General features: G+C 39.6%; 19 protein-coding genes and 1 pseudogene. 5 read left to right on the top strand and 15 right to left on the bottom strand.

What is annotated here, in order from left to right; genetic code table 11:
* Positions 1-24 precede the first annotated feature (24 nt).
* The gene (locus tag PS1M3_RS06270) at positions 25-1,377 is read left to right on the top strand and encodes a hypothetical protein (protein ID WP_008126399.1); all 1,353 of its coding nucleotides are present in this window, start codon (positions 25-27) and stop codon (positions 1,375-1,377) included.
* A 48-nt stretch (positions 1,378-1,425) separates the two neighbouring features.
* Here PS1M3_RS06270 and PS1M3_RS06275 read toward each other — a convergent pair whose 3' ends face one another.
* From PS1M3_RS06275 to PS1M3_RS06310, 8 genes and pseudogenes are all read right to left on the bottom strand, one after another.
* On the bottom strand, positions 1,426-1,677 hold the full coding sequence (locus PS1M3_RS06275) for a hypothetical protein (RefSeq protein WP_008126398.1): 252 nt from the start codon (positions 1,675-1,677) through the stop codon (positions 1,426-1,428).
* 19 nt (positions 1,678-1,696) lie between these two features.
* Positions 1,697-2,533, bottom strand: a complete 837-nt coding sequence (locus PS1M3_RS06280; RefSeq protein ID WP_058429101.1) for a peptidoglycan binding protein CsiV — start codon at positions 2,531-2,533, stop codon at positions 1,697-1,699.
* Positions 2,533-6,006, bottom strand: coding sequence for a transcription-repair coupling factor (gene mfd / locus PS1M3_RS06285; protein WP_203986796.1), 3,474 nt, complete (start codon positions 6,004-6,006; stop codon positions 2,533-2,535). Before mfd ends, PS1M3_RS06280 begins: the two co-directional genes overlap by 1 nt.
* A gap of 49 nt (positions 6,007-6,055) precedes the next feature.
* A complete protein-coding gene (locus PS1M3_RS06290) occupies positions 6,056-6,949 on the bottom strand; it encodes a carbon-nitrogen hydrolase (RefSeq protein WP_203986798.1) in 894 nt (297 codons plus the stop codon).
* A complete protein-coding gene (locus PS1M3_RS06295) occupies positions 6,946-8,001 on the bottom strand; it encodes an agmatine/peptidylarginine deiminase (RefSeq protein WP_203986800.1) in 1,056 nt (351 codons plus the stop codon). The genes PS1M3_RS06290 and PS1M3_RS06295 overlap by 4 nt, the downstream gene beginning before the upstream one ends.
* 106 nt (positions 8,002-8,107) lie before the next feature.
* Complete coding sequence (locus PS1M3_RS06300; protein ID WP_006794671.1) at positions 8,108-8,713, bottom strand: PilZ domain-containing protein; 606 nt, start codon at positions 8,711-8,713, stop codon at positions 8,108-8,110.
* Between the two features lie 167 nt (positions 8,714-8,880).
* Positions 8,881-9,643 (bottom strand): annotated as a pseudogene (locus PS1M3_RS06305) (haloacid dehalogenase type II).
* Positions 9,643-10,293 (bottom strand): peroxiredoxin-like family protein, encoded by a 651-nt coding sequence (locus PS1M3_RS06310; protein ID WP_203986802.1) that lies wholly within the window; start codon positions 10,291-10,293, stop codon positions 9,643-9,645. Before PS1M3_RS06310 ends, PS1M3_RS06305 begins: the two are co-directional and overlap by 1 nt.
* A 124-nt stretch (positions 10,294-10,417) precedes the next feature.
* Here PS1M3_RS06310 and PS1M3_RS06315 point away from each other — a divergent pair, with 124 nt between their 5' ends.
* Positions 10,418-11,305 carry a LysR family transcriptional regulator gene (locus PS1M3_RS06315; protein WP_010557299.1) on the top strand — a complete coding sequence of 296 codons (888 nt, stop codon included), beginning with the start codon at positions 10,418-10,420 and terminating at the stop codon, positions 11,303-11,305.
* On the opposite strand, the gene PS1M3_RS06320 is transcribed toward PS1M3_RS06315, so the two are convergent.
* Positions 11,285-11,800, bottom strand: coding sequence for a DUF2937 family protein (locus PS1M3_RS06320; RefSeq protein ID WP_203986804.1), 516 nt, complete (start codon positions 11,798-11,800; stop codon positions 11,285-11,287). The two genes, PS1M3_RS06315 and PS1M3_RS06320, sit on opposite strands and share 21 nt — an antisense overlap.
* A 120-nt stretch (positions 11,801-11,920) precedes the next feature.
* Here PS1M3_RS06320 and PS1M3_RS06325 point away from each other — a divergent pair, with 120 nt between their 5' ends.
* Genes PS1M3_RS06325 through PS1M3_RS06335 form a run of 3 tightly spaced genes read left to right on the top strand, consistent with a single transcriptional unit; the run spans position 11,921 to position 16,611 of the window.
* On the top strand, positions 11,921-12,493 hold the full coding sequence (locus tag PS1M3_RS06325; RefSeq protein ID WP_203986806.1) for an RNA polymerase sigma factor: 573 nt from the start codon (positions 11,921-11,923) through the stop codon (positions 12,491-12,493).
* Positions 12,490-13,566 (top strand): FecR family protein, encoded by a 1,077-nt coding sequence (locus PS1M3_RS06330; protein WP_203986808.1) that lies wholly within the window; start codon positions 12,490-12,492, stop codon positions 13,564-13,566. Before PS1M3_RS06325 ends, PS1M3_RS06330 begins: the two co-directional genes overlap by 4 nt.
* Positions 13,567-13,575: 9 nt before the next feature.
* Positions 13,576-16,611: a TonB-dependent siderophore receptor gene (locus tag PS1M3_RS06335; RefSeq protein WP_203986811.1), complete on the top strand. Its 3,036-nt coding sequence runs from the start codon at positions 13,576-13,578 to the stop codon at positions 16,609-16,611.
* Between the two features lie 88 nt (positions 16,612-16,699).
* Here the strand turns inward: PS1M3_RS06335 and PS1M3_RS06340 are convergent, their stop codons facing one another.
* The 6 genes from PS1M3_RS06340 to PS1M3_RS06365 all read right to left on the bottom strand — a co-directional run bounded on the left by PS1M3_RS06340 (position 16,700) and on the right by PS1M3_RS06365 (position 22,859).
* Complete coding sequence (locus PS1M3_RS06340) at positions 16,700-17,095, bottom strand: biopolymer transporter ExbD (protein WP_203986815.1); 396 nt, start codon at positions 17,093-17,095, stop codon at positions 16,700-16,702.
* Between the two features lie 252 nt (positions 17,096-17,347).
* Positions 17,348-17,791 (bottom strand): PA2169 family four-helix-bundle protein, encoded by a 444-nt coding sequence (locus PS1M3_RS06345; RefSeq protein WP_203986818.1) that lies wholly within the window; start codon positions 17,789-17,791, stop codon positions 17,348-17,350.
* A gap of 175 nt (positions 17,792-17,966) precedes the next feature.
* Positions 17,967-18,905, bottom strand: coding sequence for a LysR family transcriptional regulator (locus PS1M3_RS06350; RefSeq protein ID WP_203986821.1), 939 nt, complete (start codon positions 18,903-18,905; stop codon positions 17,967-17,969).
* 16 nt (positions 18,906-18,921) lie between these two features.
* Positions 18,922-20,640, bottom strand: coding sequence for a bifunctional isocitrate dehydrogenase kinase/phosphatase (gene aceK, locus PS1M3_RS06355; RefSeq protein WP_058429091.1), 1,719 nt, complete (start codon positions 20,638-20,640; stop codon positions 18,922-18,924).
* 142 nt (positions 20,641-20,782) lie between these two features.
* On the bottom strand, positions 20,783-21,268 hold the full coding sequence (locus tag PS1M3_RS06360; RefSeq protein WP_138740634.1) for a DUF4124 domain-containing protein: 486 nt from the start codon (positions 21,266-21,268) through the stop codon (positions 20,783-20,785).
* A 97-nt stretch (positions 21,269-21,365) separates the two neighbouring features.
* Complete coding sequence (locus PS1M3_RS06365; protein ID WP_203986823.1) at positions 21,366-22,859, bottom strand: DUF3413 domain-containing protein; 1,494 nt, start codon at positions 22,857-22,859, stop codon at positions 21,366-21,368.

Here is a 22,859-nt window from a genome sequence, read left to right on the forward strand (position 1 = left end):
AACGAATAGAAAAAGGAGAGTTGATTGTTAAAACAAGACGAAAATTTATCTTTTGTCATTGAGCCCGAGTTAAATGCGCGTTCAGAGCAGCGTATTGATCTGTACTTTTCTATTCCTAACGAAATGGGAATAAACCCTAAAACACTGAGCGAAGAATCTTACTTCAACAATCAGTTTAAATCTCACTTAGCTTACAACGCTAACAATATTCATTTGCCATTAGTACGAAGCCGTTTTGTAAGTAAAAACAAAGGCGAACAGCAAGACTACAGGCAAAATCTAAACTTATTTTGTTACCAAGTGCGTTTAGCGCTCGATGCTGATATTAAGGATGCGCTTAAGTTAAGCGAGGCAGAAGAGTTTTATAATCGTGCAAATGAATTATTTGAGCAAAGTGAAGGCCTATTAAAAAAGTTACGCCGTTATACACCCGATGATGAAAAGTTACTGCCGTTTTATACAAACGCAGATAACTATCTGAGTTGGCACGTTGAGCAATCATTTTTAAAATTACTAGATGAAGGCCCGCGCAGTAGCGATTTTGCTAAAGAGCGGAACGACCTTTTGCAATTTTGTAAAAGCGAAAACGTGTACAGAGCAGATAAAAACTATAACTCTGAAACCACCCTTCAAGACGCCAATCGAATCACAAATAAAATGCGTTTATTGCAACGTTTAATTGAGCATGGAGTAATACTTCAGCGCAATACTCGCTTTTTAAATAGTTACTTAAAGCGCTTAGTAAAGGGGACGGTAACGGCGGTTATTATGGCGTTTGTGATGCTGGTAATTCTTAATGCACGTTCCAGTTTTACAGAGGTAACAGCGACTCTTATTTTGATACTGGGTGTAATTTATGGTTTGCGTGAAATTTTTAAAGAAGATATCACCCGTGTAATTTGGCGCGCAATAGTTCAAGGGCGGCCAAAATGGCGATTTACCTTTAAAAATAGTATTACCAAAGACAAAATAGCCAGCCAGTTTATTTGGCTTGAGTACACGCGTTTTAAAAAAATACCGAAAGAAGTTCAAACCATTTTTTCAAAACGTCGCCAGCAAAACAAACAGGCTGCGCAATGGCTGCACTTTGCGAGTGAAACGCGCGTGTCGGCCAAAGAGTTTTTACCTGGATACGATACGTTGCAGCAAACACTGCAATTTAACCTAGCGCCATTTGCCCGTTATTTAAAACGTGGTGAAGGTAAGCTTTACCATTTAGATAGCAATAAAATATCAAAACAAGCCGTTGAGCGACGTTATCAATTAAATATGGTATTGGTGCACACAGAAGGTGATAAAACACTTTATCAGCGTTATAAAATTACCTTAAATCGCAGTAAAATAGTCAACATTGAGCTCATTTATTCTAAAAAATAAAAAAGGGGGGATAGACCACAGTCTATCCCCCCTTTTTTATACACGACTTTATTGAGTTAAGCCGTGCTTGCTGTATAAAGTCACTTTGTCTGAAACGAGTGTAATCTCTATATTTTTAGACTCGTCGCCCCAAACACAGTTAGTATGAAGTGTTTTTTCTACGCAGTTGTCAGCGCTACCTAATACAGCCTCTACTTCAGCTTTATCCATACCAATCTTAATTTTTTCGTAGTTTTCTACTGTTACTTTAGAGCATGCAGCCAGGCTTAGTGTAGCTGCAATAATTAGGAGTTTTTTCATTGTTGTATCCTATTAAGTATTAATGTTTAAATTTTCTAATTTGGACAATCATGCCCATGCGAGGGTGGTCAAAGTAATGAATTTCACCACTTATTACACGTTTAAATTGTGAAAACCGTGATGACTCTACATCACCACTTTGTAGTTTTTGGCTAATATCAAAATCTGCAGTGATAAATAAATAGTGACGCAAGTGAATTTTAAATAACCCTTCTAATTCCCATTTACTAGTTGATTCATCGGGGTCGTTAAATAAGCTAGGCTGGGGCTCTAGTAAACTAACAAAGTCTGGATTTGAATAGCGCGGCACATCAAAAACGCGTGTTTTGATTAGCTCACCGGCAAATAAGTGCATGCTTGGCGCACGTGATTTACTTTTTGCTTCAAAACGCCAACCAGTATGTAAAATAGGCGTTAAGCCTTTACGGTCTAGTTGCTCAAACTGCGTTTTAAATTGTAACTGCTCTGGGGCAAGTAAGTAGGGTTGCTCCATGGTATCAAGTGCCGGTGCCACAGGTGTAACAGGCAATGTATCGTAACTTTGAACATAGTCGGTGCTTGCATCGCAAACACCCGAGCGTGGGTTGTCATTAACGAGCGAATCCGTAAATGAACGCTTTTGAAAACGTGTATCGCCATCAATACAGGCTTGCATGGCTTGTTCGGTATAAAGTGGCGTTAATAAATCAAGCGTGTTTTTATCTTCAATAGCCTCGTGTTTTAAACTAAAGTCTTCTTGTAAATAGGGGGCTGGGCGCTGTTTAAATATCAGCACCTCAGCTTCAAACCAACGCTCTGCAACTGCAGTGCTGCTAAATAAGCAACATAAAACTACCAGCGATTTTTTTAGCAACATTAATGGCTAACCTTTTTTTCGAAATCTGCAATCATAGCAGTGACCATTTTTAAGCGTTCGCGGGCATTTGCCTCACTAATCGCGAAGCGCAATTTATTTGCGCCTTCCATTTTATAAATATGCGGTGCACTTTGTATCAGCCCAATAATGAAGCTAGGATTAACCTTGGTATTTTGGCTAAATTCAAAGTAGCCGCCTTTAGGGTTTGCCTCTATTTTTGTTATCCCTAAATTACTGGCTTGCATTTTAAGTTGTTGCAAACTAAATAAGTTTTTAGCTGCATCAGGTAATAAACCAAATCGGTCTATTAGTTCTACATGTAACTCATCAATGTCGCCTAGGTTAGCACAACTAGCTACACGCTTGTACATACCTAATCGTGCATTTACGTCATGTATATAATCATCAGGCAGTAATGCAGGCAGTTTTAAGTCAACTTCGGTTTGTTTTTGTAAGAGGTTTTCAAGAGTGGGTTCTTTACCTTCACGCAGTGCATTTACTGCTTGCTCAAGCATTTCCATATACAAGCTAAAGCCAATAGTTTGCATTTGCCCAGATTGATCGTCGCCCAATAATTCACCTGCACCACGAATTTCTAAATCGTGTGTAGCAAGTGCAAAACCAGCACCTAAATCTTCCAATGATTCAATTGCTTGTAGACGTTTGCTGGCATCTTTTGATAATGCTTTAGGGTCGCCTGTGAGCAAATAGGCATATGCCTGATGGTGGCTTCGGCCTACACGACCACGCAATTGGTGTAATTGTGCTAAGCCTAGTTTGTCGGCTCTATCCATAATAATGGTATTTGCTGTGGGTACGTCAATACCGGTTTCGATAATGGTTGTACACACAATTACATTGTATTTTTGGTGATAAAACTGGGTCATTATTTGCTCAAGCTCTTGCTCGCGCATTTGCCCATGAGCGGTAATTACATTTGCTTCAGGTACCCATTCACTTAATTCTTGCGCCACGCGTTCAATTGTTTCAACGTTATTGTGCAAAAAGTACACTTGGCCACCACGTTTAATTTCACGCAAAATAGCTTCGCGAATAAGCTCCACATCACGTTGGCGAACAAATGTTTTAACCGCCAAGCGTTTGGCCGGTGGTGTAGCAATAATAGATAAGTCGCGCATGCCACTCATTGCCATATTGAGCGTTCGAGGAATAGGCGTTGCGGTAAGCGTTAAAATATCGACATCTGCACGTAGCGCTTTAATTTTTTCTTTTTGGCGTACCCCAAATCGATGCTCTTCATCTACGATGAGTAGCCCTAAATCGTTAAATTTAATGTCTTGCTGAATAAGTTTGTGGGTACCAATAACAATGTCTAGCTTGCCATTCGCCATATTTTCTAGCGTGTCTTTTTGCTCTTTGGTTGAATTAAAACGAGAAAGCACACCCACTTCGATAGGAAAGTCAGCAAAACGGTCTTTAAAATTCTCATAGTGTTGCTGCGCAAGCAGGGTAGTGGGCACTAAAATGGCAACTTGTTTACCATCGTTAACAGCAACAAAAGCTGCACGCATAGCGACCTCGGTTTTACCAAAGCCTACATCACCGCACACTAAACGATCCATCGCTTGTTTTGATTGCATGTCGCCTAAGACAGCTTCAATTGCATTCCGCTGGTCGTCGGTTTCTTCAAACGGAAAGCTTTCACTAAACTGGCGATAGGCTTGTCCGTCTAGGGTAAATTTATTGCCTGGTTTAGCTTGGCGCTGTGCGTATATATCAAGTAACTCTGCGGCTACATCACGAACTTTTTCTGCAGCACGTTTTTTTGCCTTTTCCCACGCATCAGAGCCGAGCTTATGCAGTGGTGCACTGCTTTCTTCGCCGCCTGAGTAACGGCTAAGCATATGTAGTGCCGACACAGGCACATACAATTTAGATTCACCAGCGTATATTATGGTCACAAATTCTGTAATTACACCTGCTGCATCAATAGTTTGTAAACCTTGATAGCGGCCAACACCGTGGTCAAGATGCACAACAGGCTGACCTTCTTTAAGCTCGGCTAAGTTACGAATTAGGGCGTCTTGGCTTGCTTCGTACTTATGTTTACGGCGTCTGCGCTGCGAGACTTTAATACCTAGCAGCTCTTGTTCGGTAATAATTGATAATGAAGGTTTAGAGCCAAGCACAACGCTTTGCTCAAGCGGACTTACAATTAAGCCTACATCACTATCGCTTTGGGTAAATTGTTCAAAGGTATCAAACTCTTTAAACTTTAAACCGCTGGGTTTTAAAATATTGAGTAAAGATTCACGTCGACCATCCGACTCAACGCTCAATAATATGCGACTTTTTTTCTTCTTTTGTGCTGTAACGTAATCTATAAACGCCGCATAGGGCTCGTGTTGTTTATGATCTATTCTAATTGCAGGTAATTCACATACGGATAAATTTTTATTACCCGCTTTCGTGCCCAGTTTGGCAAGCGATAAACGAATACGCGCAAATTGCCCTAAATTAGAAAACAGCTCTTCAATTGGCTGATATAAGGCATTTGGTTCAAGTAGTGGGCGCAGAGGGTCCACTTTACGGTTTTCGTAACGAACATTAACATCGTGCCAAAAATTATCCGCAGCGTGTTCCAAATCGCCTAACTGCATAACGGTTGTATTATCAGGCAGGTAGTCAAAAATAGTGGCTAGGCTTTCAAAAAATAACGGCATGTAGTATTCAATACCAGCTGGCCAGTTTCCTTTACTAACTTGCATGTAAACAGAGTCTTGCTCTGAACTTGCACCAAATTTTTCACGGTAACCAATCCTGAAACGCTCAATATCTGACTCATTTGTTGGAAATTCATGCGCTGGTAGCAGTTCAATTTTATCTACTTTTTCATCAGAGCGCTGCGTTTCCACATCAAATAGACGAATTGTGTCTAATTCGTCATCAAAAAAGTCGAGCCTAAATGGATGCGGACTACCCATAGGGTATAAATCGACGATTGAGCCACGAATTGCGTACTCACCATGTTCCATAACTTGTTGCACGTTTAGGTAACCGGCTTGCTCTAAGTTTTGCCTAAAATTATGTGTGTCGAGTTTATCGCCTACTTTAAAGTTTATTGTCGAACCATAAATAAACGAGGCCGGAGCGGTTCGCAGCATAAGCGTAGACACAGGCACAATTAATACGCTTTGCTGTTCTTTTTTTAGGGTATTTAATGTAGCTAAACGCGCAGAAATAATATCTTGATGAGGAGAAAAATGATCGTAAGGCAAGGTTTCCCAATCAGGAAATACCATTACCGGATTATTAGGTAATAAATATTCTAGCTCTGTTTCAAGGCGCAGCGCGCTGGGGGTGTCGGGTGTAACAATTAATACTAAGTTCTCTTGTTGTTTAACACCTTCGGCAATGGCAATACTTAAACCACTTCCGCTTAGCTGCCCCCACTGAATTTTATCTTTTTGAGATTTTACCCAAGGCAAGGCTGCCCATTGCTCAAACGCCATTTATTACTCCATTTGATTGGCCCTTAACAGGTAAGAGCCATTCTTTTAGTTAGTCGCGGTATATTTTTGTAAGGTCGCTGTAGTGATCAATTCGGCGATCACGCAAAAACGGCCAGATACGTCTTACGTTTTCTGAGCGTTTTTGATCAACTTCTACCACTAATATTTGTTCATCGATGTTGTTAGCTTGCGCTAAAAACTCACCCTGAGGACCCGCAATAAAAGAGTTACCCCAAAATTGAATGCCGCTGCTATGTCCGCTTGGGTCACTCTCGTGGCCAACACGATTACAGCTAATCACCGGTACTCCATTTGCGACCGCATGGGCACGTTGACTAATAACCCATGCATCTTTTTGACGTGTTTGCTCATTTTGGTCGTCATTGGGATCCCAGCCAATAGCGGTTGGGTAAATTAATAGCTCAGCACCAGCCATAGCCATTAAACGCGCGGCTTCTGGAAACCACTGATCCCAGCATACCAACACACCTAATTTACCTACCGATGTTTGAATAGGCTCAAAGCCCAAGTCGCCTGGGGTAAAGTAAAACTTTTCGTAAAAACCAGGGTCATCAGGTATGTGCATTTTTCGATATTTACCTGCAATACTACCGTCTTTTTCAAGCACCACTGCAGTATTATGGTACAAGCCTGTTGCACGCTTCTCAAACAGTGACGCCACAATCACAATATTGAGCTCTTTTGCGAGTTCACCTAAGGTGTTACTGCTTGGCCCAGGTATGGTTTCTGCCAGGTCAAAGACATCAACGTCTTCGGTTTGGCAAAAATAAAGGCTACGATGAAGCTCTTGTAAAACAACAAGCTGAGCCCCTTTTTGAGCAGCTTCACGAATGGCTTTTATTGATTTAGCCATGTTTTCATCGGCGTTATGGTTGTTGCTTTGTTGCACTAAAGCAACGGTTAATTTTGCAGGGCTTGTCATTGTGCTGCTCCAGCTAAAAATCCACGCGGTAATTGCATTGTAATACAGTGAAGGCTACCAAATTGCTCAATTATAGGCTGGCAATTCACGCCAATAATAGTGTGCTGCGGATACGCTATTTGAACCTGTGCTAATGCACGGTCGTCGTTTACATCGTTGTATGTAGGCACAAGCACTGCATTGTTAATAATTAAGTAATTGGCATAGGTTGCAGGTAAGCGTGAATTTTCATCGTCATACGCTGCCTTAGGCCACGGTAGTTCAACTAAAGTATATGGGTTGTTACCTGCTGTTTTAAAGCTTTGTAATTGGTTTTCCATTGCTTTTAGTGCGGTGAAATGCTCGTCATTTTCATCATCACATTGTACGTATACAAGCGTATTGTTTGGTGCAAATCGCACTAGGGTATCAATGTGGCTGTCAGTATCGTCGCCAGCTAAATAACCGTGATCGACCCATAAAAAATTGGTGGCACCTAAATGCGTTTTTAATAAGGCTTCTATGTCTTGGCTCGATAAGTCAGGGTTACGGTTTTTGTTAAGCAAACATTCGCTTGTTGTTAGCAATACGCCGTGCTCGTTTATCTCAATACCGCCACCTTCAAGCACCATATCTAGGGCTTGGTAGTCATTGTTTGCATGGCTTAGCTGTTCAACAACCGCTTTATTAATTTGGTTGTCGAGTGCGCTTTCAAATTTGTTGCCCCAACCATTAAATGTAAAATCATAGACCTTTAATTTGGTCTCATCATTAATATTTGCACATGTTAGTGGGCCATGATCGCGCGCCCAGGTGTCATTAGTGGGCGTTACAACAAAATGAACACGCTCTAAATTAATATTGGCTTGGTTAAGTAGTGCAGTGATATGAGTTTTTAAGGCTTCGTCGTGAGCAACAACAACTAAAAATTGGTAGTGTGTTATATGCTTTGCAAGCTCAACATAGACAGGCTCAACACGGGCTAGATTATCGGCCCAATCGGTATGTTTATGTGGCCAAGTTAGCATTACAGCGTCTTGCTCAGCCCATTCAGGTAAAAGTCTAAAGTTCATGGCATTTTTATACAAATAGAGATACTGCTAGTTTAGCAGTTGTGCTACTTCCAAGTCACTTGAAAAATAGGTTTGCTTTGCCATATAAACTGTATTGTAAAACCAATTATTCAGAGCTTGAATCGTCTAATGGTTGCTCTAGTTCTTGGCGTTTTTTTAGTTGGCGCGTTTGCGCATGTAAACTTGCTCTTACTATTAATTCTTGATCAGTGTTTCTTATAGATGTAAAAAGCACTGTGTATTGGTAGTGGTCGTTATCTTGTTTTTCTATGGCAACCACTTCTGTGTAGCAGTAAACAGCCGATGCCTCATGATGTAAAAAAAGTTTTGTCCTAAACGATTGGCCAATAGAATACACATCTGACGACGTAAACTTAATACCACCGCCGCCATAGCTATCGCAGTGTATAGCATTTTCTTGCGCTTGTTCTGAGGCCAAAATATGGCTCATAATTAAATCTATTTTTCGCGATTGTGCCTGCAAAAATGCAGCAAGCTCTTGGGCTACATCGCCTAAGTTTCGAAGTGGACGTAACGAGCTTTGTTCAAGCTCACTCACTTCATTAGCTAATCTAAAAAGAGGCGGGATATCATCGTCAAGTGCTAGCTGAGATTTAGGTACTTGCTCATTAGATACAGCAAACAAATTAACCCTAATGCTCTCGTTTATTTGAAAATACTCTTCAAACTCGCTTAATCTTTGACTATTCATAATTATCTCCACAACGTGTTATTTTAAATAGTAGCGTTGTGAGGGGTAAATTGCTAGCAGTTAAAAGGGCTAAATACATTGTTTACACGCGGTTTTTAGCAATAAAAAAGCGGTCAAACTCTTCCTGAGAATGGCCGCTTGGGTATTGATTTTATAATTTGCGCTCGTTATTTAATTAGAGCGGCTAATTCATGTAAATCTTTCACAACGTGATCAGGTTTTTTTCGCAAGCGGGTATAACGCTTTACCTGGGCGCGCAATAAAAGTTGTTTGTAAGCCCGCTTGTTTAGCGCCCGCTACATCCCAACCATGTGCAGCAATCATCATAGCCTCGTTCGGCGCGACGTTTAACTTTTTAAGTACCCATTCGTAGGCACGTAAATCAGGTTTATATATTTTTATATCTTCAATGCTGTAACGCGCGTCAAAATATGACAATAAACCTGCGTTTTCAAATTGAGTTTTAACGCCTTTATTTGACGAATTAGTTAAGCTTACTAACTTATAGCCCTGCGCTTTTAGTTTTGCCAGTCCGTCTTTCACATCGCTATGTGGAGGTAATGATAAAAGCGGTGTAACAATGGCCGTTTTAGCTTGCTCGTTGGTAATTTTAATATTGTTATTATTTGCCACCATAGCAAGCGAAGCCACACCAATTTGGCCAAAATCGTTATAATCACCGGTCACTGTATCTACTAACGAGTTATGTAACATGGTTGAAAACCAAAGAGGCAGTAAATCTTCTCTGCCACCCAACGCTTTACCAATCGAGGCGCGCATACTTGTTAGGTCAAGCAGGGTCTCGTTTACATCAAAAATAAGTACTTTTGGTTTTTCTTTACTTTCTTCAGCGTTCACTGAGCTACTCAGTAAGCTTGCGCCAAGGGCAAGTGTAAGACTTATTAGCTTTAATGATTTTAATAAAGGCATTATTTATTTTCTCCATCAAGTGCGGTCATTACATCACATGGCTCAGCGCGAAGTGTGTAGTCTTCGTTTAAAAATGCATAAGTGATTACACCTTCTTGGTTAATCACGTAAGTGGCAGGTAGGGGAAGTTGGTATGTTTTATCGCCGTAAGTGTGTTCAAAATCAATACCAAACCCGGTGTATAATTCTTGAATACGTTTATCGAGTGTAAATAATAAGCCAAATTGCTGTGCAACCTTATTACCAATATCTGAGAGCACATCAAACTCTAGCTCATTTTTTTGGGCCGTCGTTAAGGTTTGATCTGGTAGTTGAGGGGAAATTGCCACCAATTGAGCGCTCTTAGTTTTAAATTGAGGTAAAAAATCGTTCAGTGCTTTTAATTCTAAATTACAATAAGGGCACCATGCGCCACGGTAAAAACTAACAACGACAGGGCCTTTATTTAATAAATCGGCCAATTCTATATTTTTGCCTAGGTGGTTTGCCAAAATAAAGTTTTCTACTTTATCGCCAACCTGTAAGGCGTTATTTCGTATGTGCTGAGCGATTAATTCTTCGTTTGTTGTATTCATTAATGCTAAAACGTCTGCGGGTAAATTAGCTTCTTTTTGAACATTAAATGCATCTATTTGTGCCTTTAAACTCATGGCTTAGTCTCATCAATTATTAAACTTGGTCAAAAGTATATGGTTTTAAATATTTAAATAAACATTGCAAAACTGAAAGCTTCATTCGAAAATATTAAACATTGAAAAGACATTGTGGGTTTTTATGTACAGTTTAAGTGACCTAGAAACGTTTATTGCCGTGGTTGAAAATAAAGGGGTGCTGGCAGCCGCTCGTGAACAGCGTTTATCACCTGCAACAGTCAGTCATCGCTTAAGTAAATTAGAGCGAGAGCTCGCTACAGTGCTTGTGTTTAGAGATAGCAGAAGAGTGCGTTTATCACCCGCGGGAGAAGTATTTTACACCCGCATAGGTGCCATAATTGAAGCATTACGTGATGCAGAGCACAGTATTGGCGCACGTAGTTCATCGGTAAGTGGGTTATTAAGAGTAACCATGCCACCTTGGGTTTTCTCTAAATACGTAATGCCTCGGCTTAATGAATTTGAGCATGCTTTTCCAGATCTAAAACTAGACTTTTTAATAACCGATCAGTTTGTAAACGTAGTTGATGATGCGCAAGATGTAGCTATTCGTGTAGGGCAATTAAATGATTCAGGATTGCTTTCTCGTAAAATAGTCAATAACAGTCGTGTATTATGTGCTGCGCCTAGTTATATAAAAAAGCATTCAATGCCAACAACCATCACTGAGTTAGAAAAACACTTTTGGGTCTGTCTGCCATGGCAACGCCAATTAAAGCTTTATGATGCCCAACAAAAAATTCACACGTTTAATGCACAAACGCGCTTTACCATTTCAAATTCAGATAACATGACCCAGGCTGCTATTGCGGGCCACGGCATTGCTATAAAGTCTAGGCTTGCAATAAACGATGAGCTAAAAAATGGCACATTAGTAGAAGTGATGCCTAACGTACTTGCACAAAGCGATGCCCCTGTATGGTTTTTACGGCCACAAAATAGCTTAACAACCCGAAAAACAGATGTGTTTTTTGACTTTATGAAATCGTTATTTGCACGCACTGATTAATCGCAGATAAACGCGTTTAATTAAAACCATAAACAAAAAGCCTGTAAGCTCTGCAATAAACGCAATGATTATTGCGGTGATAATTGCTGCGGTAATTGAGTCTGTTTTTAAAATTATTTGCCCTTCAAAACGTTGCCATACTTGCTGTTTTATAGTGTGAAGCTCGCTACGTAGTGTAAACAGATAAGGCGAGTTTGAGAACTCATCAACAGCCTTCGCCAAAGTTTGCTGACGCTGGCTGAGAGTTTGAATATGATTGGCACCTTTTCCCACAATTTCATCGCCTAAATTTTCATAGTGCTTTATTAACTTAGCAAGGTCGTTATTAAAGTATTTTTTAGCGTCTTTTTGAAAAGGCGCTATTGCATTATTTGCCTCCACTAATTGTGCGTTTAGTGCTTGGCCAAAATCACTCACAAACGCGGGTATTTGTACGCCTAAAAGTAGCCCGCAAGCAAAAAAACTCAGTCGGATATAGTCTAAAATTTTACCCATTAATTCTCCTAATAAAAAAATATGACATTTATACAACTAAAAATTTACATTTAACTAGTTTTTTATATTCAAAACTCGTAATCTTACGCTAACAATAATAACAACAGGTGTTTACTAAAGATGACCAAAAAGAATAAATTTGCGTCAACATTTGTTGATATTTCAAGCCAACTTAAACGCTTTGTTTCAAGAATAGTACAGCCCGATGATGTAGACGACATTGTGCAAGAAACATTTATTAAAAGCTACGAGGCTGATTTAAAACAAGATATTCAATATACCCGTAGTTACATGTTAAAAACCGCTAAACATTTAGCATTAAACCATGTTGCTAAGTGGGACAACAAATTTAATGATTCGCTAGACGACGACAGTGAATTACCTGTGTTGCTAAAGTCAATGCAGCTCGAAGATGAATACACGTCAAAAGAACGTTTTTTACTGTTTTGTAAAGCAACTGAGCAGTTAAGCCCATCAACCCGTAAATGTTTTATACTAAAGAAAGTATATGGCATGAGCCAAAAAGAGATCGCAAGCGAGATGCAGCTTAGTCAGAGTACTGTTGAAAAACACATTGCTAAAGGGTTATTAAAAACCATGCTTTATATGCGCGAACACGATCAAAGCCAAGTGGCAAAAACTAAGCACGACAATTCTCTTCATCCGTTAACAGAAAAGAGGGTTGCAAAATGAACAATGTTCATCAATTTACTTCAAAAGATTTAATATTAGAAACAGCTTGTAACTGGATTAGCGCCATTGACCGCGGCTTATCAAAAGATGAAAAAGAGCAGTTTACATTGTGGATGATGCAGAGCAACGCCCACCAAGATGCGCTTTACGAGCTAGCCCACTTATGGGATGAAATATCTGTTTTAAACGAGCTCAGTAATTTATTCCCTCATCGTAATAGTAAGCAACCCAAGAAAAAATGGCTGGTTTCAACGTCTATTGCAGCAAGTTTATTTGCAGCACTTATGGTGTGTAGTTATCTATTAATCAACTTAGAAAATGGTTACAGCCAACAATTAGCAAAAGTTAATTACACTAAAATTTATAAAACTAAAGTTGGCGAGCAAGCAACTTACGCATTACCCGACGGCACTATTGTGCAGTTAAACACCAATAGTTTATTAGAAGTTGCCTATAGCAAAGGCCGCAGACAGCTATTGCTCAACAGAGGAGAAGGGCGTTTTAACGTTGCTAAAGATGCATCTCGTCCATTTAGTGTAATGGCTGGCAATAAGAGTTTTACAGCATTGGGTACTGTGTTTAATGTTCAGCGTAATACATCTTCAGATTTAGAACTGGTGGTAACCGAAGGCAAAGTAATGATCACCGATCCGAGTGTGGCGGTGGATGCCAGTGACTTTAAAGCATACCAGTCAGCTGACAAAAACGCAGATAAAATTCGCCAAATTAACGCCAATATAGTTACATCTGGCGAAAAAGCCGTTATAGAAAAAAGCATCACCAAACCAATTACCCAGCTTTCTATTGATGATGTTGAACGTGACTTAGCATGGCAAAATGGCATGCTTGTTTTTAATGGTGAGCCGCTTAGCGATGCCTTAAACGAAGTGAGCCGTTATACTTCTACACGTTTTAAATTATCGTCTGAAGAACTTGCGTCTATTAAAGTAGCGGGTGTTTTTAAAGCAGGTGATGTGGCTGGGTTGCTAGAAAGTTTACACACTAACTTTGCTATTAATCATGAACGCCAAGGTAAACACTCAGTTACGCTTACGCAAAATACAAAATCATAAGAAGCAGCTATGCAAATCAGACATATGTTAGATAAAGTTGCATCTTTAAATCCTGCACGTAAAAAAAAGATTAAAAAAAAGAAACAAAACCATAGAGGATTTTTGTTTGCCAGCTGTTTATATACAGTGCGCAGTAACCAATTGCATTTATTGAGTGGTTTATGTGTGTTTGCACCAGCTATGTTTAGCCTAAGCGTGCAAGCCGCAAGTCAAACTACCGGGCAAATGGTGCAATTTGATATAAAAGCGCAGCGAGCAGACAAAGCCTTAATAGAATTTGCTAAACAAACCAAGCAAACTGTGGTGTTTTCATACGAGTTAGCTAAAGAGTATGAAGCAAATTCTGTCTATGGATTCTATACCCAACTAGATGCGCTGGAGGCATTATTGGTGGGGACTGAGCTCGATGCGGTTGTTGATCAAAATGGATTACTGAGTATAAAACTCAAACAAATCAACAGGAATGATAACAACATGATGAAGCTTTCAGCAGTCAGTGCAGCAGTATTACCGGCATTACTGGCGGTAAATTCTCAAGGTGTAAATGCAGCAGAAGACGTTGCTCAAGACAAAATCGAAAAAATTGCAATTGTCGGTAGCCGTGTAGCAGGGCGTTCGGTTGAAGATTTACCCGTTCCGGTCGATATTTTAAGTGCTGAAGCACTTGAAAATACAGGACAAACTGAAGTGGGTCGTATGCTACAAGCTATTGCGCCTTCATTTAACTTTTCAAGTTCATCTATTAGCGACGGTACCGATGCATTAAGACCTGCAACATTACGTGGTTTAGGTCCCGATCAAACATTGGTGTTGATCAACGGTAAACGTCGCCATCAAGCTAGTATTATCCATATTAATACCTCGGTTGGTCGTGGTACTGCCGGTACTGATATGAATGCTATACCGGCATCTGCTATTAAGCGTATTGAAGTACTTCGCGACGGTGCGGCTGCTCAATATGGGTCTGATGCAATTGCTGGTGTTATCAACATTGTATTAAAAGATGGTAGTGAAGGTGGCAAAGCAGCCATTAACTATGGTGAATACTCTGAAGGCGACGGCGAAACAGTTAACGTTGACTTCAACAAAGGGTTTGCACTGGGTGACAATGGTTACTTAAACACAACGATTAACTACCGTGACCGTGCGCCAACTAATCGTGCAGGTTTGCATGGTTCATGTCAGTTTTACGGCTGTGAAGAACTTAGCGATGGTACTTTGTTAGCCGGCGATCCGCGTGAATTAACAGCTGATCGTAACACATTTAGAATCGGTGACGCTGATTCACAACAGTTTGGCTTAACGGTAAATACTGGCTACGAGTTAGGCGATGGCGAATTATATGGTTTTATTACGTATTCAACACGTGATAACGAATCAGCCGCATTTTTCCGTCATAATGCTAATGCGGGTGGTAACCCAGTATTGCAAGATGGCGACGCAACAATCCCACTTGGTTTCTTACCAAAAATCAACACTACCATTGATGATATTTCTTACAACTTTGGTTACAAAACAGAGTTTGATAACGATTCAAGCCTTGATTTATCGTACACCTACGGTGAAAACAGCATCGACTACACAACAAGCGATACAATTAATGCGTCATACGCTAACTTTTTGCGTTACGAACAAGGTTTAAGCGCTGCTGATATTCGTACTACTATCCCGCGCGAAGCATACGCATACGGTATGGAACTATCGCTACAAACAATTAATTTAGATTTCACTAAAAACTTTGATGACTACTCACTTGCGATGGGTGCAGAGATGCGTACTGATGAGTATCGTATTTTAGCCGGTAATGAGTATGCATATCGTGATTACGATACAAATAATGGCGTAAGTATTTACAGCGGTTTAAGCGGCGGTGTTGGCAGCGAAAATGCTTCTGGTGGCACGCAAGGCTTTGGTGGTTCGTCACCTGCATCTTCAGTAGATGAGTCACGCGATGTAATTTCGTTTTACTTAGACGCTGAAGCATATGTTATTGAAGACGTTATTTTATCTGGCGCACTTCGTTACGATAACTACAAAGGCTTTGGTGATACGGTTAACTTTAAGTTAGCAGGTAACTGGGCAATTACAGACGATATTTCATTACGTGGCGCATTAAGCTCAGGTTTTAGAGCGCCATCTATGCAACAGCTTTACTTTAACAACATCAGCACACAGTTTGTTGTAGGGCCAAATGGTACATTGGTAGCCGAAGAAGTGGGCACGTTTAGAAACGATTCAACACTGGCGCAAAGTTTAGGTATTCCAAAACTTAAAGAAGAAAAGTCTCAAAACCGTAGTTTAGGTATTGTTTATAACGTAACAGACAGCATTAACGTAACAGTAGATTACTACTCAATCGATATTGATGACCGAATTGTTATTAGTAACCGTTTAGGTAAAGGGCTATCTACTAGTTTAGACGCAGCGCTTGTTAGCTCTGGTGCAGGTGCCGGTCAGTTTTTCTTAAACGGCGCAGACACTGAAACCAGTGGTATAGATTTTGTTGCAACATATAACACTGAAGGATTTGGCGGCACACTTGATTTTACCCTTGCTGCAAACTTTACAGAGACTGAAGTTGTTTCGTTATTCACACCTTCTGGCTCAGGTCTTGAAACTGTGCCGGTAGAAAGTGTGTTTTCAGATCAAGAAATTTCGATTATTGAAGAGTGGCAACCAGAAGATCGTATTAACCTAAGTGCGCTTTACCAAAACGAAGATTGGACCGTTAATCTGTCGCTTAATCGCTTTGGTGAATACACAGTTGAAGACGGTGGTCGTCAAACTTACGGTGCCGAAATATTAACAGACGTAAAAGTTAATTACTTCATTAACGAAAACCTATCTGTGAATGTAGGCGCTAATAATTTGTTTGATGTATACCCAGACAAAAATGAAATTGGCAACTCTCGTACAGGCACAATTGTAGATGCTAACGGCAATACCGTTGTAAGTAGTAACGGTGTGTTTGAATACTCTCGTCGTTCAGCACCTTTTGGCTTTAACGGCGCGTACTACTATGTAGGCGCAGAGTACCGTTTTTAATAAATAACTCTCCCTTTCGTTATTTAACTCAAAGGGCCGCAAGGCCCTTTTTTTGGGTTTATATTTAAGGCTAATTAGCTAACAGGTTTTAGTCAGAAACCAAGCTAATAGCGTAGTTGTCGTACTCTTTAATGCTGTTCATCACAGTCATCAGTGTGTTGTGCTTGCTGTTTTCATCTGCTTTTATAAGCACAGAGCTTATTTTATATTTAGCTGCAAACATGGCTAAGTTGTTCGACACGTGCTCCAAGTCAATTAACCTCCCTGAAAAGTAAACGCCGTTATTTGCATCAATACTGAAAACCGCATTTTTACTTTGTTTTTCAATACTTGGTTTGTCTAATGGGCGATTTAATTCAATAGCGACGGGTTTAACAAATGAGGTAGTAACAATAAAAAATATGAGCAGTATGAACACAATATCAAGCATTGGGGTCATGTCTACGTCGGCGTTATTTTGCAGTTTAGCTGTTTTATTTTTCATATTGGACCTTACTATTTTAATTAAAGCTGCGGCGCCACAGCGAGGTTTTTAGGATCCTATTAACAAAACTAGCACAGCTGAAAAATAATACAGTTAAATAAATATTCTAATAACATTAAATATTTGTATAAACTATGTTCTGACATGTTACTCAAACAGGTTAAATGATTTTAAAGCAATAAAAAACCCAGCCTATCGCTGGGTTTGTATGGGGAATAATTTACTGAATAGCTAAAATACAATTCAGGTTATTTAGCTTTTTTGCATACGGCTCATTTCAGCATGACAGCTTTGCATTGTAAGAAGTGTTGCAGCAAGCGCGGCTTCACAATCTGCAGGTTGTGGCTTATCCATCGCTTCTTTAATTTCTGCTAGTGTTTTGTCTTCAACTTCTTCCAGCTCGCTTACATACGTGTTGTCGTTGTTTGAGCCAAATGTAGTAAGAAGTGCGGTGTATGCTCTGCGCGCTTCTACAGCAAATGAAGAGCCTTCCTCTCGCTCACCTTGCTCGTTAATAGCATAGGGTTGCAGGCGTTCAACGCTGACTCTGCGTGCGTCAATCATGCGCTGGAATAATGCTCCAATGGCAGGGTCTTTTATATTTTCTTGTGCTTTTTGGTAAAAATCGATACCGCTGTTCATTACTTGAATGATGTCTGAAATATGATTAGCGTCTGTTCCTTGAAGGGTGTTCATAATGACCTCTTTAATGTTATGAATGAAACTTATCATAACTAAAGCAAGGGCCATTCCATTTTAAAAAGGTAATTTAAGTTACTGATATTTATGTGTATATTTTTATTATTAAAAATAGCTAGGCGAAAAAACAATATTACGCCTAGCAAATCTTACAAATAACCGTGTAATAAGTTTATTTTAGCTCTTCAGCGACTTCAGCGACTTTTTGGCGAAGCCAAATATGGCTTGCATCCCTGTGTAGCAGTGGGCTCCAGATCATATCTAACTCAAAAGGAGGAATAGGAAATGGTGGCTCTAAAATTTTAAGGCCGGCATCGTCTAAATAAATATTTGCGGCCTTTGATGGCAAAGTGGCCACTAAATTTTGCTCTTTTGCCAAGTGAATGGCTACATGGTAATTACGTGTAAATGTGGCAATATTTCGGTGTTTCCCAAAGTGAGCAAGTGCTTCATCAACCCAACCTAGCTTTTGCACATCTTTAGGGTCCATACCAACGCCCACACCAAACCCCGTTTTACTCACCCATATATGGCGCGCTTTAAGATAGCTATCAAGGCTGAAGTTTTCAATAATTGGGTTGTCTGCTTTTACAAGGCAGCAAAAGCTGTCTTTCCATATACGTTTGTGGTGAAACGATTGTGGCAGATTTTCAAAGCGGTTGATTGCCATATCTACTTTACCATTTTCAACATCATGAAAGGTCACGTCACTTGGCGTAAGTATATCTAAGGTTGTATCTGGGGCTTCTTCGTGCAGTTTGCTCAGTAGTTTTGGTGCAAGTGTGCTTGCTGCATAGTCACTGGCCATTATCCTAAATACACGTTTACTTTGGCTGGCTTCAAACTCTCTATTTGGTGCAAGTGTTTCTTCAAGTGTCATAAGTATGCCACGAATGACTGGCTGTAACTCTATGGCACGCTCTGTTGGTACCATACCATCGCTGGTACGAACTAAAATAGGATCGTTAAAAAGGTTACGAAGACGCTTTAGGCCGTTACTCATGGCCGGTTGAGTAATGCTAAGTTGATTTGCTGCGCGTGTAACGTTGCACTCTCGAAGTAGTGTATCGAGGTATACAAGTAAATTTAAATCTATTTTGCTTATATTCATGTGTGTGTCCTTGCGTTTACCAGTGATGGATAAAACGCTGTGCTGTCGGGTACGGGTAAATATGATTTATTAGGCCATTTTTTATATTTTGTTGGGCCTGCTTCCAAAAATTAACATCAATCAGTTCAGGGTGTGTGCTTATTAAAAACTGTTTGTATGTTGGATTGGGTGTTACAAATGTGCAAAGTTGCTCCGGAAAAACGTCTTGCGGGGCAACAGAGTAAGTTTGCTCATCCATTAAGTAATCATCGTAACTTTTCGCTTTAGGTAAAGCTCTAAAGTTCATGTCTGTTAAATATTGTACTTCGTCGTAATCATAAAAAATAATGCGTTTATGTTTACTTACGCCAAAGTTTTTCAATAGCATATCACCAGGAAAAATATTAACCGCTATCATTTCTTTTAAGGCTTGGCCGTATTCCTCTATTGCATCTGCAGCGCTTTCGTCGTCAGCATTTTCTAAAAATAAGTTCAGTGGCGTCATACGGCGCTCAATATACAAATGTTTTATGATCAGCCAATCACCTTCAATGACCATCGACGAGCCAATTGTTTTGTGCAGCTGCTCAAGTAAATTACTATCAAAGCGCGCCAAAGGAAATACGACGTTTGAATATTCTATTGTATCGGCCATTCTGCCAACTCGGTCATGGCTTTTTACGAGTTGATACCTTTTCAAAACTGTATCGCGGCCAAATGGTTTACTCTCACCAAATTTGTCTTTAATGACTTTAAATACATAACCAAAAGAAGGCAGGGTAAACACCATCATCACCATACCTGGAGTACCTGGTGCAATGGTAAATTCGTCATTTGAGTGCGTTAAATGATTTAAAAATTCTCGATAAAACTCGGTTTTTCCCTGCTTATGAAAGCCTATAGCGTTATAGAGTTCAGCCATAGTTTTATTGGGCATAAGCTCATTTAAAAAGCGTACCAGCGCAGAAGGCGCGTGCGTTTCAACCATAAAGTAAGCGCGGGCAAAACCAAAAATAACACGCATCTGTGATGATTTAGTGAGTAGGGCATCTAGATATAAGCCTTTATCTTCGTGATGAAGAACAGCAATTATAAACGGCTGAACACCACTTTCAGACACAACCCGTCCCACTATGTAAGCCGCTTTATTGCGATAAAACGCGGTATGTAAAATATCAAAGCGCATTTTCCAGGGTTGATGATGAGTGTCGGGGGCTTGCTTATAAAATGCTTTTACTAGCAGACGAATATCGCGTTCTAAATCAACAAAAGGTGCTTTAAAGTCAAAGTGGTTAATAATGCGTTTAATTGTGGGTTTAAGACCATCAACAACCGGAAAGTAACTTCGGTATTCTGACTCAACAGGAACCGATGGCGCATCTTTTAGGGTGGCTTGTACAAATATAAAATCGTTATGAAAATAGCGTCTATGGTAAAGCCTGCAAAACACCGAATTATAAAATGTTTCAGCAAGTTCAGCCTGAGGGTGAAAGCACAAGAACTCTTGGTATAGCTTTTTAACTTCAAGCCAAAGGGTTTCGTCAAGTTCGTACGAGGGATGGTCTTGCTTTAAGGTATGTATTGTTTCGTTAACACGCTCATCGTAATAACTAATACGTAAACGGCTAATATCATTAATTGCTTGCCAGTCTTGTTTGGCAAAGGCAAGGGGCGCTTGAGCGGTTATTTTTTGAAAAAGCTGATAGTGCTTTTTAAAGCCAGTTAAAATTAATTCAGCAATACTACGTGGCTGCATTAGCACTCCTTAATTGACACTAGAGTTTATACTCTATTTTGTTAAGGGTATGTTATTTTAAGTTTAAAACCAAGCTAAATTAATTAGGGCTAAATTAATCGATAAACTAAAAGTACAAATTGTAAGTTAAGTAATATATTTGCTAATTACTTTTTTTGTAACGTTCGATTTTTTTCTCAAGTTTTTTAATTCGTTTGGTGACTGTAGATATTTCTTTTTTATATTCTTTATTTATTAGCTTCAGTTTTTTGGTAATGTCTTTTGCAATTCGCTTTTTATCGTCGTCAGCCAGAATATGATTTAGGCGTTCCTTTTGCTTGTATTCATTACGTTGTTTGTTTCTGTCGAGAATAGCAAGCTTATGGTTGTTACTGCGTAGCTCTGCCTCTAAGTCTTTTAAAAGCTGTTCTCGTTCAAGTGCATTTAATTGTTTTGAATAATCAACATCAGGACCTGACTCTGTGACATTAGCTGTAGTCACCTTATAAGCTGTCGCTTGGTTATCGCAAGGGAACTGAGAAAAGGTTGTGCCTTTTTCGGTCACGCATTTGTAGTAGGTGGTTGCGTTGCTGTGTGTACTCAATAAAAGAGTACCAAGCACAATAAAAAGGTAAGTAGGTTTAGTCATAATAGCCATCCATGAACGTATTTTTTTGCTAAGCATTTAACGTGTTATAAAACTATAACCTAGCTTGGCATTATCGCAAGCTAGGTTAACATCATGACTATTCAGAGAAGGTTTTTAGCTTTTTAATGCTTTGTACTAAAAATGGGATATCTAAGCGTTGTTCAATAGAAAACCCCTCAGCGGCAGAAATGTTTTTAAAGTTACCATCTGAGTCTATTAAAGTTATTCGATCTTTTTTATATGCAATTACAACACCTTGGCTGTAGTTAACACCCATGTCATCTTTTTTCTTGTACAAATTTACACCGAGCATTGTTTGCTTAGCAATGACACTGCAGTTTAAGTATTTGCCAACGCTTGTTGTAATTAAATCGCTAGGTTGGATAAGCCCATTTACTTCTGCAATGTTTTTATCAGAGGTATATAAGGTTGATGTAGTGACTACTTCAGCGTTTTCGCTTGCTAAACTAAAGGCAAAAATATGCGAGTTGTTACGTGGCGCTTGCTCGGCAGCACCATTAATAACTCTAATGGCATTATTGGTATGAGCTTGATCATTAATAAAGCTAAGGCTATCAATACCCATAACTTTAATACTACGGCGCTGACTTTGCCATGCAGGCGGTATTTGTTCTTGTAAAATAGCGGCTTTGTAAAATGAAGGTAAACCATATACTAAACCAAACAGCGTATCGTCATGGTTAGTAGGCTGTAAAAACAGTTCAGTTTTATGAAGCCCTTTGTGGTTACTTGCAAACTCTACTAGTTGTGCATCAGTTTCAAATACAAATATATCTACATTAGCCTGAGTAAAGTCATCACACTTTGCCAGTGGAGCCGGTGGCTGGTAATTAATATTTTGGTTATTAATTTTTACGCTATGAGCTTGGTTATAAGTTTCTATATCTAGTAAATCGTTTTTAGCCAGTAAGCTTTTAGCCGTGGTTGGGTACGAAAGCGGTAACACATTGTCTTGCTTGGTAATATCAAATTTTAAGTTAGCGTCTGCCCAAATATGAATGCTGTGGCTAAGAGCAAAACAGACCACTAAGAATGAAATTGCATAGCGAGCAAACTTAAACTGCTTTAAGCGTGCCAAATGGTGCCAAGTATAATTGCTTACCACTAATTGAAAACCTAAAATCAATAGCACAATACCGCCCGCAAGAAATGTGGTAAGCGCTGGAGAAGTGGTTAAGCGGTTCGAAAGTAAGGAAATAATTTCAGGCAGGGCTGATGGGTTTAAATGATAACCTAAGTTAACATACACATAGGCGTCTAAAGTTAATAAAGACGCGCCACAGGTTGCAATAATAGCGGCCATGCCACGAATATGGCGTGGGTAAGGAAACACTAAACTTAAAGGAAACACCGTCAGCACAAACGCCAAGAAGGCAATAAAGCTAGTATGGCTAAGCCATGTTACTAGCATGTATGTAATGCCCATGAAGCTTGTTGGTGGCGAGTCAGCAAATAAATAGCTTAAGCTAATTAGAAGCGCTAAACCTATGTTGGCGAAGGTAAACCAATGCCCCCAACTTAGCAACTGACTTGCTTTTGATGAAAACTGATTGTGCTGCGATAAATTCAT

The sequence above is a fragment of the Pseudoalteromonas sp. PS1M3 genome, from assembly GCF_016865405.1.
Lineage (GTDB): Bacteria > Pseudomonadota > Gammaproteobacteria > Enterobacterales > Alteromonadaceae > Pseudoalteromonas > Pseudoalteromonas marina.

What these genes read in the sequence shown, in the direction of transcription:
- PS1M3_RS06275 (WP_008126398.1), bottom strand. Translation starts at nt 1,677, where the DNA reads ATGAAAAAACTCCTAATTATTGCAGCTACACTAAGCCTGGCTGCATGC.
- PS1M3_RS06280 (WP_058429101.1), bottom strand. Translation starts at nt 2,533, where the DNA reads ATGTTGCTAAAAAAATCGCTGGTAGTTTTATGTTGCTTATTTAGCAGC.
- mfd (WP_203986796.1), bottom strand. Translation starts at nt 6,006, where the DNA reads ATGGCGTTTGAGCAATGGGCAGCCTTGCCTTGGGTAAAATCTCAAAAA.
- PS1M3_RS06290 (WP_203986798.1), bottom strand. Translation starts at nt 6,949, where the DNA reads ATGACAAGCCCTGCAAAATTAACCGTTGCTTTAGTGCAACAAAGCAAC.
- PS1M3_RS06295 (WP_203986800.1), bottom strand. Translation starts at nt 8,001, where the DNA reads ATGAACTTTAGACTTTTACCTGAATGGGCTGAGCAAGACGCTGTAATG.
- PS1M3_RS06300 (WP_006794671.1), bottom strand. Translation starts at nt 8,713, where the DNA reads ATGAATAGTCAAAGATTAAGCGAGTTTGAAGAGTATTTTCAAATAAAC.
- PS1M3_RS06310 (WP_203986802.1), bottom strand. Translation starts at nt 10,293, where the DNA reads ATGAGTTTAAAGGCACAAATAGATGCATTTAATGTTCAAAAAGAAGCT.
- PS1M3_RS06315 (WP_010557299.1), top strand. Translation starts at nt 10,418, where the DNA reads ATGTACAGTTTAAGTGACCTAGAAACGTTTATTGCCGTGGTTGAAAAT.
- PS1M3_RS06320 (WP_203986804.1), bottom strand. Translation starts at nt 11,800, where the DNA reads ATGGGTAAAATTTTAGACTATATCCGACTGAGTTTTTTTGCTTGCGGG.
- PS1M3_RS06325 (WP_203986806.1), top strand. Translation starts at nt 11,921, where the DNA reads ATGACCAAAAAGAATAAATTTGCGTCAACATTTGTTGATATTTCAAGC.
- PS1M3_RS06330 (WP_203986808.1), top strand. Translation starts at nt 12,490, where the DNA reads ATGAACAATGTTCATCAATTTACTTCAAAAGATTTAATATTAGAAACA.
- PS1M3_RS06335 (WP_203986811.1), top strand. Translation starts at nt 13,576, where the DNA reads ATGCAAATCAGACATATGTTAGATAAAGTTGCATCTTTAAATCCTGCA.
- PS1M3_RS06340 (WP_203986815.1), bottom strand. Translation starts at nt 17,095, where the DNA reads ATGAAAAATAAAACAGCTAAACTGCAAAATAACGCCGACGTAGACATG.
- PS1M3_RS06345 (WP_203986818.1), bottom strand. Translation starts at nt 17,791, where the DNA reads ATGAACACCCTTCAAGGAACAGACGCTAATCATATTTCAGACATCATT.
- PS1M3_RS06350 (WP_203986821.1), bottom strand. Translation starts at nt 18,905, where the DNA reads ATGAATATAAGCAAAATAGATTTAAATTTACTTGTATACCTCGATACA.
- aceK (WP_058429091.1), bottom strand. Translation starts at nt 20,640, where the DNA reads ATGCAGCCACGTAGTATTGCTGAATTAATTTTAACTGGCTTTAAAAAG.
- PS1M3_RS06360 (WP_138740634.1), bottom strand. Translation starts at nt 21,268, where the DNA reads ATGACTAAACCTACTTACCTTTTTATTGTGCTTGGTACTCTTTTATTG.
- PS1M3_RS06365 (WP_203986823.1), bottom strand. Translation starts at nt 22,859, where the DNA reads ATGAATTTATCGCAGCACAATCAGTTTTCATCAAAAGCAAGTCAGTTG.